This window comes from Polaribacter sp. IC073 (assembly GCF_007997075.1).
Taxonomy (GTDB): domain Bacteria; phylum Bacteroidota; class Bacteroidia; order Flavobacteriales; family Flavobacteriaceae; genus Polaribacter.
The window spans coordinates 1-14896 of the sequence record NZ_VORS01000008.1; the positions used below are offsets into that span (position 1 = coordinate 1).

At 31.4% G+C, this 14896-nt stretch carries 10 protein-coding genes and 1 pseudogene; 6 read left to right on the forward strand and 5 right to left on the reverse strand.

What is annotated here, in order from left to right; genetic code table 11:
• The 5 genes and pseudogenes from ES045_RS12245 to ES045_RS12265 form a co-directional block, all read right to left on the reverse strand.
• A pseudogene (locus ES045_RS12245) lies at positions 1 to 229 on the reverse strand (phosphoglucosamine mutase); the annotation flags it as partial.
• 20 nt (positions 230 to 249) lie between these two features.
• Positions 250 to 2178, reverse strand: coding sequence for a glucosamine-6-phosphate deaminase (gene nagB, locus ES045_RS12250; RefSeq protein WP_147116579.1), 1929 nt, complete (start codon positions 2176 to 2178; stop codon positions 250 to 252).
• Positions 2179 to 2213: 35 nt separating this feature from the next.
• Entirely contained in the window at positions 2214 to 3518 is a 1305-nt protein-coding gene (locus tag ES045_RS12255) for a sugar MFS transporter (protein ID WP_147116580.1), read from the reverse strand.
• Positions 3519 to 3565: 47 nt separating this feature from the next.
• Complete coding sequence (locus ES045_RS12260) at positions 3566 to 4630, reverse strand: phosphotransferase enzyme family protein (RefSeq protein WP_147116581.1); 1065 nt, start codon at positions 4628 to 4630, stop codon at positions 3566 to 3568.
• Between the two features lies 1 nt (position 4631).
• On the reverse strand, positions 4632 to 5546 hold the full coding sequence (locus ES045_RS12265) for an NDP-sugar synthase (RefSeq protein WP_147116582.1): 915 nt from the start codon (positions 5544 to 5546) through the stop codon (positions 4632 to 4634).
• Between the two features lie 156 nt (positions 5547 to 5702).
• Between ES045_RS12265 and ES045_RS12270 the strand changes: the two genes are divergently transcribed.
• The 6 genes from ES045_RS12270 (at position 5703) to ES045_RS12295 (ending at position 14827) form a co-directional block, all read left to right on the forward strand.
• Positions 5703 to 6740, forward strand: coding sequence for a LacI family DNA-binding transcriptional regulator (locus ES045_RS12270; RefSeq protein ID WP_147116583.1), 1038 nt, complete (start codon positions 5703 to 5705; stop codon positions 6738 to 6740).
• 164 nt (positions 6741 to 6904) lie between these two features.
• Positions 6905 to 7483, forward strand: a complete 579-nt coding sequence (locus tag ES045_RS12275) for an RNA polymerase sigma factor (RefSeq protein ID WP_147116584.1) — start codon at positions 6905 to 6907, stop codon at positions 7481 to 7483.
• A 128-nt stretch (positions 7484 to 7611) separates the two neighbouring features.
• The gene (locus ES045_RS12280; RefSeq protein ID WP_147116585.1) at positions 7612 to 8739 is read left to right on the forward strand and encodes a FecR family protein; all 1128 of its coding nucleotides are present in this window, start codon (positions 7612 to 7614) and stop codon (positions 8737 to 8739) included.
• A gap of 155 nt (positions 8740 to 8894) precedes the next feature.
• Positions 8895 to 12344, forward strand: a complete 3450-nt coding sequence (locus ES045_RS12285; RefSeq protein WP_223267249.1) for a SusC/RagA family TonB-linked outer membrane protein — start codon at positions 8895 to 8897, stop codon at positions 12342 to 12344.
• Between the two features lie 11 nt (positions 12345 to 12355).
• The gene (locus ES045_RS12290) at positions 12356 to 13774 is read left to right on the forward strand and encodes a RagB/SusD family nutrient uptake outer membrane protein (RefSeq protein ID WP_147116587.1); all 1419 of its coding nucleotides are present in this window, start codon (positions 12356 to 12358) and stop codon (positions 13772 to 13774) included.
• 18 nt (positions 13775 to 13792) lie between these two features.
• A complete protein-coding gene (locus ES045_RS12295; protein WP_147116588.1) occupies positions 13793 to 14827 on the forward strand; it encodes a TlpA family protein disulfide reductase in 1035 nt (344 codons plus the stop codon).
• Positions 14828 to 14896 lie beyond the last annotated feature (69 nt).

Sequence of the window (14896 nt, forward strand, 5' to 3'; positions counted from 1 at the left end):
CAATACCTAAACCAACTAAAGTATTTGCGACCAAACTAGAAATCATTTTTCCAGAAATACGAGCGTCTCTGCCAATTACAACTTTTATCTTTTTCTTATCAGCATTTCTTGCTTGTATAAATGCACCATAAGACGCTGCAAATTTCACAGCGTCTATGGGTGTTAAATTGTCGCCCGTTTTACCTCCAATGGTTCCTCTAATTCCAGATATTGATTTTATTAATGTCATTCTTTATGATTTAAGAATTATTAATATTTCCATCTTACAAAAGCTTCCATAGCCGCATAATGAGACAAACCTAATTTGTCATATAATTCTGCAGTTTCTCTATTTCTATCTTCTGCACGTTGCCAAAATTCTCTACTATCTGCACCTTGAAAAACAACACCATCTTTTTGAGATTGATGTTTAAAGATTCCTTTTCTTTTTTCTAAAACCTGGTCTGGTCCCATTGGTACAGCCATTTCTATTTCGTCAATTCCCCATTCTTGCCATGCACCTCTGTACAACCAAACCCAACAGTCATTCATGAATTTTTTAGGTTTAAGTTCTTTTACAGCCGAGAAAATAGCATCTAAACAAACTTTATGCGTTCCGTGAGGATCTGCTAAATCTCCTGCGGCATAAATTTGGTGAGGTTTAATTTTTTCAATTAGGTCGGCGGTGATTTTTACATCAGCAACACCTATTGGGTTTTTTTCAATTGCGCCAGTTTCATAGAAAGGTAATTCCATAAAATGAATTTGAGCATCTGGTAAACCTATAAAATGACTTGTTGCTCTTGCTTCTCCTTTTCTAATCAATCCTTTAATGTACCGAACCTCTGAAGTATCGATTTCACTAGATTTTTTGTTCTTTAAAAAGGTAACTGCTTTTTTATAAATGTCATTTGCTTCGGTATTATCAATGCCGAATTTATCATTATAATCACAAACAAAACTTGCAAAACGCAAGGCTTCATCATCTGCAACAGCAATGTTTCCAGAAGTTTGGTAACCAACATGTACTTCGTGTCCTTGCTCATGCAATCTCTTAAAAGTACCACCCATACTAATAATATCATCATCTGGGTGCGGACTAAAAATTAACACACGTTTTTTAGCTGGTTCCGATCTTTCGGGTCTTTTGTTGTCGTCTGAATTTGGTTTCCCTCCAGGCCAACCTGTAATGGTATTTTGTAATTTATTAAAGATACTAATGTTAATGTCATACGCTGGTCCAGAATCTGCTAATAAATCGCTCATTCCGTTTTCAATATAGTCAGCATCTGTTAACATTAAAATTGGTTTCTTTAAGAAAAGAGCTAAACTTAACACCGCTTTTCTGGTAAGTGTGTCTGTCCATACTATTTTCTCTACCAACCAAGGCGTATTAATTCTTGTTAATTTAGAAGCTGCTGCTTGGTCTAAAACAAACATTGCATTTCTGTGTTCTTGTAAGTAAGATGCAGGAACTAAACTACTAACTTGGTCTTCTGTAGAAACTTTAATAATGTTAGATTTTCCTTCTCCCCAAGCCATTAAAATAACTCTTTTGGCTTCCATTATTTTCTTAACACCTAAAGTAATGGCTGTTCTTGGTGTATTTTCTAAACCTAAAAAATCTCGGCTTGCAGCAACTCTTGTAACATGATCTAAGGCAACCAATCTTGTTTTAGAGTTTTGAAGTGATCCAGATTCATTAAAACCAATATGACCATTTCCACCAATTCCTAGAATTTGTAAATCGATTCCGCCAAAGGCTTCAATTTTTGATTCATATTGATCACAATAATTTCTAATTTCGGCTTTAGATAAAGTTCCGTCTGGCACAAAACAATTTTCTGGTAAAATATCGATGTGATTAAACAGTTGTTCTTGCATAAAACGCACATAACTGTTTACAGAATCTGGTTCCATTGGGTAATATTCATCCAAATTAAAAGAAACCACATTTTCAAAACTTAAACCTTCTTCTTTGTGTAAGCGCACCAATTCTGCATACAATCCTTTGGGAGAAGAACCTGTTGCCAAGCCTAAAATACAAGGTTGTTTTTGAGATTGTTTCACTTTGATAAGGCTTGCAATTTCTTGAGCGATTGCTTTGGATGCCGATGTTGCTTCTTTAAAAACTACCGTACCAATATTCTCGAATCTTTTTTCGAAACCTGTTGCTTTGTCTATATTACTTTTTAACATAATGTGTTGTTTGTTTCTATGAAAAGTTTGTGTTGTTATTTGCTCCAGTTTTTTATTTTATGTCCCCAAATAGCAAAAAAGAGAACAATAGCATAACAAGGAATTAGAATCCAATAACTACTTGTAGAAGCAGTTGCCATTGCTTGTGCTTCTTCGATTCCGCTAGTCATTAATTCATGCTTGGCAGCATCTACAATTCTACCATATAAAGGCGGAATAATTGCACCCCCAGAAATTGCCATAATTAATAAAGCAGATCCTGTTTTTGTGAATTTTCCTAAACCATCTAAAGTTAAAGGCCAAATTGCTGGCCAAACCAATGCATTTGCAACACCTAATGCAGCTACAAATAAAATAGATGTAAAGCCGGTTGTGTTTAAAATACAGAAACTAAAAATGATTCCTAAAATGGCACTTATAATTAAAGCTGTTTTTTGTTTTACGTACTTCGGAATTAAGAAAACACCCAAAGCATACGTTGCAACCATTGCCATTAATGTATAAGTTGTAAAATATTTAGCTTCTTCACCTGTAAAGCCAAGAGAAATTCCGTAAGAAATAATAGTATCTCCTGCAATAACCTCTGCACCAACATATACAAATAATGCCAATACACCTAACCATAAATTAGGGAATTGAAAAATACTTGTTTTTGCAGTTTTTCCTGCTACTACTTCTTCTGTTTCATCTGCTTCAACATTTGGTAATGGTGCTTTTCTTATTAGAATTCCTAATACGAATAATACAATTGCCATTATGATATAAGGCATAAAAACACTGTCTGCCATGGTATCTAATAAAACATTTTTCTCTTCTAAAGTAGCGCCAGCTAATTTTTCTTTAGTTTCATCAATTCCAGATAATAGCAATGCACCAAAGATTAAAGAACCTAAAGCACCTGCTGTTTTATTTGCAATTCCCATAATAGCAATACGTTTTGCACCGCTATCTATAGGACCTAAAATGGTAATGTATGGGTTTGCTGCTGTTTGTAGAATTGTCATACCAACTCCTTGAATGAAAATACCGGTTAAAAACACCCAATATGTTCTTGCTTCTGCTGCCGGAATAAAAACCAGTGCACCAATTGCCATAATAATTAGTCCTAAAGACATTCCTTTTTTATAGCCAATTTTATTTAAAATATAAGAGGCGGGTAATGCCATTACTACAAACGAAATGTAAGAAGCAGAAGCTACTAAATAAGATTGGGCATCTGTTAATTCGTTTATGGTCTTCATAAATGGAATTAAAGCGCCATTGATCCAGGTTACAAAGCCGAATATGAAAAATAAACTCGCAATAATTATAATTGCTGTTGTGTTATTTTTTTGTTGCATGATTTTTTTGGTTTAAATTATGGGTGTAATTGATGGTTATTTTATTTTTATATTGATAATTTTTCAGAAAAACTTTCAATCAATTTAAATTGATTTTTGGCTCTATCTAAATTGTGTTCTTCATAATTTGTTTTGTAATAAACATCATTATTCAAATAATCTGTTAAAAACCTTATTGCCATTATAAAAATCATGGTTTTTGCTGCTAAAGGCAAGTATTTTAATTCCGTTTCAGATAAAGAATCTTTTGTCTTTTCTAGAAAACCTTTTTCATACGCTTGGTAATACTCTAGGTTAAATTCTACTTTAGACAACTCTTTTTCATCTTCTGCCGCAGTATTACAAATAGTTCTAATAGCATCACCAAAATCATAATGTATAATTCCTGGCATTACCGTATCTGTATCTATCATGCATACACCTTTGTTCTCTTTATCGAAAAGAGAATTTGAAATTTTAGTATCGTTGTGCGTTACTCTTACAGGAATTTTTCCTGCTTCTTTCAGTTCTTGTAAAATGTGCATTTCACTTTTTAAAGCTGCAACTATTTTTATGTATTTGGCGGCTTTAGTTAAACGCGCTTTTGAAGCACTTTGTATAGAAGAAGCGTATTGTTTATAACGAAAAGACATGTCATGAAAATTAGGAATGACGTCTATTAACTTGCTGCTATCAAAATCTGATGTTAAGTTAAGAAAATCTCCTAGAAGTTTACCGCCTTCGTAGGCTACTTCTTTCTCCTTTACAATTTCGTAGGTAATGCTATCATCAATAAAAATCATCACATTCCAAAAATCACCATTTTCATTATGATAATAAAAAGCGGTGTCTTTTGCTTTCACAAAACTTAAAACCGTTTTGTTTAATTCTTCATTAGATAAATTTGGGTATTTGCTTCTAATGTGATTGCTTGTTAAAACTTTGTTGTTTACCAAGCCAGGAACGTCTTTAAAAATTGCGTGATTTATTCTCTGGAGAATGTAATCTTTATTGCCGTCTGCTTTTATTAAAAAAGTGTCGTTTATATGACCAGAATTTAATTCTGAATGACTTACATAATTCGATTGGTGATCGAATTTGTTAAAAATAGATGTTAGAATTTCTGCGTTCATATTAGTTCCATAATTTAGTTGGATACACTCCGTTCTCTTTCAACTTATTGATTTCTTTTTGTGCTTTTTCTTTGTCTTCGCTATACGTAACACCAAACCAAATAGAGTCTGATTCTAATACTTTTACAGAAGCTTTTTTAGATGCTAACATTTTATTTACAATTGTAGGTAAATAGAATTCTGCTTTTAAGTTCTGAGTGTTTTTTTCTAAAAAGTCTAAGAATAATTCATCTCCAAACTCGAAACATTTTGGTGTAAAGCCCCAAAAGTTCATGGAAACAGTTGTGTTTATATTAATAGGAATCATTTTTCCGTTGTCATCTTCACTTTTTAAGGTTCCATCAATTTTTTCGATTCTAACTCTTTCAGTAACATCCGTTAAAAAGCCGTCTTTATTTACAGTACATTCTCCTCTAGAAACATAGCCATTGTCTGAAACCGTGTTTTTTAAAGAATAGGCAACCATACTAAAATTGTAACTATCTATATCTGTATTTCTTAATTGTTCTGCAATGGCATCAAAAGCTTGTCTGCTATAAAAATCATCTGCATTTATAATGGCAAAATTTTCTTTTATAACATCTTTTGTCATTAATAAAGCATGCCCAGTTCCCCAAGGTTTCACTCTTTCCGGGTTTCTGTATTTTTCTGGTACATTTTCTAACTCTTGAAATACATATTCAACTTCAACTTTACTCGCTAATTTTTCATTAAAAATGGCTTTAAATTCTGCTTGAAAACTTTTTCTAATAATAAAAACAACTTTTCCAAAACCAGCCTGAATTGCATCATAAAGAGAAAAATCTATTATTGTGTCTCCTTCAGGAGTAAAAGTATCCATTTGTTTTAATCCGCCATATCTACTACCCATTCCTGCTGCTAGAATAACTAATGTTGGTTTGTTGTTTTTACTCATAATAGATTGATTTTTAGATAGTTTTGTTTTTTATTATTGACTTGCTATCGCTCATCTTATCTACAAAAATATATAATTTTTTTTGTGTTACCAAGATGTTTTCAATAAAATGTGTTCGAACACACTTTATGAAACAAAAACATTATATTTGTCATAATGAAGAAATACACCATTAAAAATATTGCAGAGTTAGCAGGCGTATCTAAAGGGACGGTAGACCGAGTAATTCATAAAAGAGGCAAGGTTTCTGTAAAAGCTTTAGAAAAAGTAAATGCTGTATTAAGTGAAATAGACTACAAGCCAAACCTGTTGGCTAGAAGTTTAAAAAAGACCAAAGAGTATCATATTTGTGTGGTGTTGCCAGATTTTAATAAAGATCCTTTTTGGCGACCGTGTTTTGAAGGAATTGAAGCAGCTGTGCAAGAGTTTGCGTCTTTTGGTGTTTTTATTGAACCTTTCTTTTTTCATCCTAATGATGTAAATTCTTTTATAGAAATTAATAAAAAAGTATTAGAATTATCTCCGGACGCTGTTTTGTTAGCGCCTTTGTTTTATAAAGAAACCGTTGCTATTGTTAATAATTATGCGCTTGCAGATATTATTGTAAGTAAGTTTAACAATCAGTTAGAAACGGAAAAAACAAAAAACTTTGTTGGGCAAGATTTATTTAAAAGTGGAAGAATAGCTGCCAGCTTGCTTCAAATGATAATTTCTAAAAATGCTGCCATTGCCATTATTCACATTGATGAAGATTATAATAATTCGATTCACATGCAAGAAAAAGAAAAAGGGTTTCGGCATTATTTTAATGAATTAGAGGACGCTAATTATGTAATTAATACTTATAATACTAAACAGGCAGCACTTGAAAATAGGTTAGACAGTATTTTTAACAACACTTCTAAGGTTGAAGCTATATTTGTAACTACTTCTAAAGTTTATAAAGTGGCAGATTTTTTTAAAGCGAAGCATATTAAAAATGTAAAGATTGTTGGGTACGATTTATTAGATGAGAATATTCAGTATTTAAATGATGGTATTATTAATTTTTTAATTCATCAAGATCCTAAAAAACAAGTGTATTTAGGCTTGTCTTATTTGGTTGATTATTTTCTTTTTGATAAGGAAATTCCTGCTAAAAGTTTGTTGCCTATTGATATTATTACATCAGAAAATTTAGAGACCTACTTGTAAAAGATCATTATATTTAGAGACGAAGCAGATGGCCATCATAAGAAATCTAAATTATTTTATTTTACTGGTATTAAGTGTGGTAGGCTACCGATCTATAAAAATATAAAAACAAAGCTTATTAGTTCGGCGTTTTTTATACTTTTAACTTTTTATATTAAAATGCAATGCTACAGACAGATATTAATAATGCGTTATTAAAACGTATTGCAAATAATGACGTAAAAGCCTTCGAAGAAGTTTATGATAAATTTGCTTCTAGGATGCTTGTGTATGCCTTAAATATATTAGATAATAAACAGGTTTGCGAAGATTTAATTCAGAATATATTTATAGCTTTTTGGTCTAAAAGAAAGAAAAATGACATTAACAATTTAGACGCTTATTTGTTTCGAGCAGTAAAGTTTCAAGTATTTAAACATTTTAGAGACAATAAGTTTCCCGATAAAGATTTAACCCGATTAAATTTTATTAATGTCGCTGTTTCTTCTGAAAATACTTTAGAATATGCAGAATTAGAAAACGCGATTCAAACATCTGTTTCTAAACTGCCAACGCGTTGTAAAGAAATTTTTGAATTAAGCAGGTACGAGCATAAAACGCATAAGGAAATAGCAGAAACGTTAGGTATTTCTGTGCAAGCAGTAAAAAATCAAGTTTCAAAAGCGTTGTCTTCCATTAAAAATAACTTAGATAAAGAGGAATATCTTTTGTTCTTTACACTCTTTTTTATAGCAAACTTTTAAAATAAACACTAATTTTATCCTATATTTTATAAGGGTTTTACGCCCTATTATAAAAATAATGAAATTTAGACGTGTACCTATCTTCTTTTTTGGGTACTTAAGAATAAACACTTATAGTTTTTACTTTAATGAATACATCAGAAGCAAAAATACTTTTTACAAAATATACTAATAATCAATGTTCTGAAAAAGAAATTGAATTATTAGAAGCGTATCTAGACTCTTATCAAACAAAGGGTTCTAAGAATACTACTATCAATGAAAGCAAAACAAAAGTTTGGCAAAATATTGTGGGCACTATAGATACACAACCAAAGAAGAAGAAAAAGTTCCCTTTTAATACAAAAAACGTCTTAAAAATCGCTGCATCAATAACTTTATTATTTATTTTATCTGTGGTAATTAAAAACTACTCTAAAGAAAGTTCTTTCATATTTAGTGAAGAACCAATGGTAGTAGGTTCTGACAAGGCAACGTTAACTTTAGAAGATGGTACCGCTGTCGCTTTAGAAAAAGGTAAAAAATACGAAAGTAAAAACATAAATAGTAACGGAGTGTCTTTGGTATATGATGCAGCTTCAGAAAAGGTTACAGAAGAAATTGCGTATAACTATTTAACGGTACCAAATGGAGGTCAGTTTTTTGTAACACTTTCAGACGGAACAAAAGTTTGGTTAAATTCTGCTACGAAGTTAAAATACCCTGTTAAATTTAAACAAAATGCACCGCGTGAAGTAGAACTTGTTTATGGTGAAGCTTATTTTGAGGTAACTTCAAGTACAAAAAATAAAGGGGCAACTTTTAAGGTGATTTCTAAAAGACAAAATATAGAGGTTTTAGGAACCGAGTTTAATGTAAAAGATTACCAAGATGAAACAATAACTTACACCACTTTGGTTGAAGGAAAAATAGCCTTAAACACTAAAGAAGATAATCAAGTTTTAATTCCTAACCAGCAAGCAACTGTAAATATGAATACAGGTGTTATTGTTTTGCATACGGTTGATGTGTATAATGAGATTTCTTGGAAAGATGGTGTTTTTAGTTTTAAAGGTAAAAACTTAAAAGAGATTATGAAAGTGCTTTCTAGATGGTATGATTTAGAAGTTGTGTTTAATAATAAAGATTTAGAAACAACAAAATTTAAAGGGGTTTTAAGTAAAAAACAACCCATCGAAGAAATATTAAAAGCAATTAAAAGTGCAAGTATTATCACATCTTTTAAAATTGAAAATAAAACAATATATCTAGAGTAAAAAAAAGGGAATAAAAGAGTAGACCGTCGAAAGCTTTATCTAATATTCCCAAAATGTATTATAAATCAATTAAATGTCTAACCAATTAATAAGTATGCAAATTTATGAAAATTAACCAAACCAGTGTTTTTTTCAGTATCAGAAAAAAACTATTAATGAACATTATGAGAACTTTTGTTTTTTTATGCTGCCTTTCGGCTTTTAGTTTATCACCAAACAATGTGTTGTCTCAGAACGCAAAAGTGTCTATTAAGACCGTTAAAACGGTAACTGTAGATGAAGTTTTTGATATCATTATGAATCAGACAGATTATAACTTTATCTATCAAGAAGGTCTTTTTAACAGCTTTCCAAAAATCACCCTTAAAAAAGGAATTATTACAGCAGATAACTTATTAAGAGTAAGTTTATCTGGGGGTAATTTTAATTTTGATTTCCTGAATAAGAATACAATCGTAATTAAAGAAATGGCAGAAGTAGCTATTTCATCATTTGTGCAAACCAAACAAATTACGGGTAAAGTTTTAGATAAAACAGGGATGCCCGTAGTAGGAGCAACGGTTTTAGTAGAAGGAACTAGTAGAGGTAAGGTAACTAATTTTGATGGAGAATATAAAATTAGCTTAGGCGAAGATGAAAACGTATTGGTTTTTTCTTCTTTAGGTTATAAAACAGTTCGTACAGAAGTAGGTGCTAGAGCCATTGTAAATGTAACTATGGAAGAAGACTTTGGGCAGTTAGACGAAATAGTGATAATAGGATATGGTAAACAAAAAAGAGAAGATGTTACCGGAGCAGTTTCATCTGTAAAAACAAAAGATATTGTACAATCTTCTATTGGTAGTGTTGGTTTTGACCGTGCTTTAGGAGGATTGGTAAAAGGTGTAAATGTTTCTCAATCTTCTGGTAGACCAGGTGCTCCTGTTCGTTTAAATATTAGGGGTGTTACTTCTCCTTTGTCTGGTTTTGGTGGTCTAAATCAACCATTATATGTGATTGATGGTGTGCCTTTTAATATCGATGCATTAGGTGGTGCAAACCCATTATTAACAATAAACCCTGCAGATATAGAAAGTTTTGATGTCTTAAAAGATGCAGGAGCAACTTCTATCTATGGTTCTAGAGGTGCAAATGGTGTTATTATAATTAACACTAAAAAAGGGAAAAGAAACCAGGCAGCGTCTATGAACTTTTCTTACACTACAAGTCTTGCAAAACCTATTAACAGTGTAAAGGTTTTAAATGCTTCTCAATATAGAAATTTTTACGATATTTTAATTGGTAATACAGTAACGGCAATGAATGCTGGTCAAATAGATCCGTTTTTTGCTTTTGACTTAGATAATATTGGAGATGTACAAATAGATTTTTCAACATTCCCTTTTCAAGTAAATTATAACGGTTTAAGAGACAGTTATTTTGGCGATGCAGATACCGATTGGAACAAAGAAGTTTTTAGAAATATTGCCGTAACAAAACAAGCTAATTTTAGTGTAAACGGTGGTGGTGAAAACAACAACTATGCAATTAGTCTTGCTTTTATAGACCAAGAAGGATTAACTAAAAAAGACAATCTTAAACAATATACTTTAAATATGTCTTTAGATACCAACTTAAATAAAAATGTTAAGATTGGTGGTACGGTTAGTTTAGGTCATACAGAATCTGATTCTGGTGAAGATGATATTTTTGGTCAATATACGTTAAACAGTTCTATTGCAAAAGCAAGACCAGATTTACCTGTTTATGATGACAATGGTCAACTTTTAGGGCAAACAGATTTTTCTTACGGATTTGCAACTTTTGAGCCAAACCCATTAATGAGGTTAGAAAACAAAACAAATAGAAAAAACTATAATTTTATTGGAAACTCATATATTGAAGTAGAGCCAATTAAAAATTTAAAGTTAAAAGCAGATGTAAATGCAGCCGTTTTTTACAGTGCAAATAGAACCTTTGTTCCGCAAATTACACAAACAGATTTTGTGTTTTTTCCTAACCAATCTTTCTTAAGCGAATCTAGAAACTTAGTTTCTAACGTAACTACAAACTTAACTGCAAACTATAATTTTAGAGTAAATGATAATCGTTTTAGCTTTTTATTAGGTGCTGCTTGGGACAGAACTAATTTTGACAATAGTAGTCAGTTTTATATTGGTTTCCCAGATGACGATGTTCTTATTAATGGTTCATCAGCAGAATCTGTTGGTTCTTATTCTAGCAATCGTTTAGAATCTGGGTTAAACTCTTTTTTCTCTAGAGTTACCTATGGTTATAAAAATTTATACAACGCTACTTTAAACTTTAGAACAGATGTATCTTCTAAATTCGGACCAGGAAATAGAAGAGCTTATTTTCCTTCACTATCTACAAGTTGGAATATTTCTAACGAAGATTTCTTAAAGGATAGTAGTACCATCAATAATTTAAAATTAAGAGCAAGTGTAGGTGCTGTGGGTTCTACAAACATATCTGACTTTGCATACTTACAGTTTTTTAAATCTGCATCCGATGATTTGTATAATGGTAGTTCTGCTATTTTACCAAATGATAATTTTCCGAACACAAATATTGGTTGGGAAGAAACAAAAGAAGTAAACTTAGGTTTAGACTTTGAATTATTAAATTCTAGATTAAGAGGTAGTATAGATGTATATAGTAGAAAAACTACTGGCGCTCTAGTAAGCACGCCTCTGCCTTTAGAATTAGGTCCAAACAGTTACTTTGCTAACTTTATAGATGTAACTAATAAAGGGGTGGAATTAGCTATTGGAGGAGACATTATTAAAAATGAAAACTTTACGTGGTCTGCAAATGTAAACTGGTCTTTAAACAGAAACAAATTAGACAAACTAAATGGCGCAAACATCAACCAGTTTCAGTTAGATTATTTTGTTGAAGGAGAACCAGTAGGAACTATAAAAGGATACAAAGTTGTTAAAATATTTCAAGATCAGGCAGAAGTAGATGCTTTAAATACTGCATCTTCAACTGGTTTGTATGATCAAATTGCTACTAGTGTAGGAGATTATATGTATGAAGATTTAAACAATGATGGTAGAATAACTACAGAAGATAGAACAATTCTAGGAGATATCGAAGCAGATTATTTTGGTGGAATTTCGAATACATTCACCTATAAAAATTTAAGTTTATCTACATTAATGCAGTACTCTGTTGGAGGAGAGAGAACTTGGAATAACATTTCTTTTGGAACGTTAAATATTTTAGGTGAAAATAAATACAGTGAGTACGGTTTAAATACTTGGACCCCAGAAAACACAGATGCACGTTACGCAAGAGCTTTATATTTTGATGCATCTGCAAGTAGTAGAACATCAGACAGGTATTTGTATGACACTTCTTATTTAAGATTAAAAAGTGTGCAGTTAAGTTATACGTTCGACCATACTATTATGAATCAATATGGTATAAACAACGCAAGACTTTTTCTTACAGGAACTAATTTGTTAACATTTACAAACTGGCCAGGTATGGATCCGGAAACTTTTTCTGAAAGAGGAGGGATTACAGATCAAGTAGATAATGAAGATCCTTATCCGTTAGCAAAAGCATTCTCATTAGGTATTCAAGTTCAATTTTAAAAAAGAAAAAAATGAAAATAGATATTAAAATATTTAAGAATCTAGTTTGTGCATCAATCTTAGTGTTAATGACAAGCTGTAGTATAGATGATATTGAACCTCAAAACCAATTAACGCAAGAAAACACCATAAGAGATGAGATTTCTGCGCAACAGGTTTTAAATGGAGTTTACGATCTAGGTAGAGATTTCGATGTAAGCGCATTTCCGTTATATTTAGCTGCGTATGGTAATGAAGGTATTATTTCTGGAAGTCTTTCTGGTGGTAATGGTTTTAACACCAATGAAGTGCCAGTAAGTAATGTGTTTTTAGCAAGCTTATACAATGCTCATTATAAAATAATTAACTCTACTAACTTTTTAATTAAAGGCTTAGAAGATGGTAAAGCAGTTGGTATATCAGAAGAACGTAAAAACGGAATGATTTCTGAAGCAAAATTTCAACGTGCATTTGCTTATTTTAATTTGTTGCGTTATTTCGGTCAATTTTATGATGTAAACTCAAGTTTTGGTCTTGTTTTAAGAAAAGAATTTTCAACAGAACTTACGGCAAGCCCTAGAAATTCTGTGCAAGAAGTTTATACTTTTATAAAAGATGATTTAGAATTTGCAGCCGCAAACGGTCCAGAATTTATTGAACATTTTTATGCTGGTAAAATTGCAGCAAAAGCATTATTGGCAAAAGTAGAATTGTACACCGGTAATTACACAGATGCTGCAACATTAGCAGATGAGGTAATTAATAATACAGAGGGGTATGCTTTAGAATCAAGTTATTCAGCAATTTTTAGCAACAGTTTTAATTCTCAGGAAGTACTTTTTGCTCCTTATGCAAGTTCTGGACAAGAAGGTGGTAGTACAATGGATTTAATTAACAGAACTACTTTTAGTGATAATTTAAAAACAACTGCAGATGCACAAGTTGGTACTGCAACAGATGGAGATTTAACTGGAGCAGGTACTAATTACGATCCTCGTTTTAGTTTTGCGTACTCAGAGGGTACCAAAGGAGTTAATACACAAGGGAAATATCCGTTTATAAACAATGCTTCATCACAAAATAATACATTATATCACTTAAGATTAGCAGAGGTATTTTTAATTCATGCAGAAGCAGAAGCAAGAAGACCTGGTGGAGATTTAACAGTTGCTTTAGGAAGCTTAAACACTATTAGAAATCGTGTTTCTGTTACACCAAAAATGCTTTCAGACAAAGCAACTTTGTTAGAAGATGTTAGACAAGAAAAATTATTAGAATTGTTTTACGAAAACGGAGAATCTTGGTTCGATCTTGTAAGATATAGTAAATTAGGTGATGTAACAATCGCTTCTAAAAAAGCAACAATTACAACAGAAAGACAATTGATTTTACCAATTCCTTCGCAAGTAATTATTGGGAACAATAATGTAGATCAAAATCCAGATTATTAATACTTAACAAATCATATTATGAAAAATATTTTTTTTATAGCGCTTTTACTAATCACAGTAATGTCTTGTAGTACAGAAGAAAAGCCTAAAGATTATGCAGTTATTTCTGGTACAATTACAAACCCAATAGACAGTTTAAGGTTAAGGTTGTACGATGCCAAAAATAAAAAAACGGTAATGGTAGCTGTAGATGCTGCGGGTAATTTTAGAGATACTTTAAAGTTAGATGCACCGGTTACTTTTACTGCAGTTTACAAAAGTGTTTTTGGGTTGTATTTAGAAAACAACATGAATTTAAATTTAACTTTAGATAGCAAAGAGATTGCAAAGAGTATTTCTTTTTCTGGAAACGGCGAAATCGAAAATAACTTTTTAAGGTTTAAAACTAAAAAGGCAAGCGAACTTTATGGTGAAAATTATAAAGAGTATTTAAGTTTAAATGAAGCAGATTTTACAGCAAAAACGAAAAGCTATACAGAAGGAATTAGCAATGAATTAGAGGCTAAAAAAGTTGATTTCGATACTGCTTTTGTAAATAGACAGAGAAAAGAATTGGTGCTTTTTGAAAAGGAAAACTTAATACAATACGAAGAGCAGCAAAAAATAAATAAAGCTTTAGGAAAAGGAAATCCTTCGCCAGAATTTACGGATTATGTAAATTATAGAGGTGGTACTTCTTCTTTAAAAGACTATAGAGGTAGCTATGTTTATATAGATGTTTGGGCAACTTGGTGTGGGCCTTGTAAATATGAAATTCCTTTTTTAGAGAAAGTAGAAAAAGAATATCATGATAAGAACATTAAATTTGTAAGTCTTTCAATTGATAATTTAAAGGATGAGTCAAAATGGAGAGCCATGATTAAAGATAAAGACATGAGTGGTATTCAGTTATTGGCAGATAAAGATTATGATTCTCAGTTTATTAGAGATTATTTTATTTACGGGATTCCTAGGTTTATTTTAATTGATACAAAAGGAAATATTGTAAATTATGATGCTCCAAGACCATCCGAAGAAAAATTAAAAACACTTTTTAATAGTTTAGACATTTAGAAAATACTTCTAATTGTTACACCTTATGAGTATTTAAAACTAAAATCAAAGAACTTATAACCTTTGGTT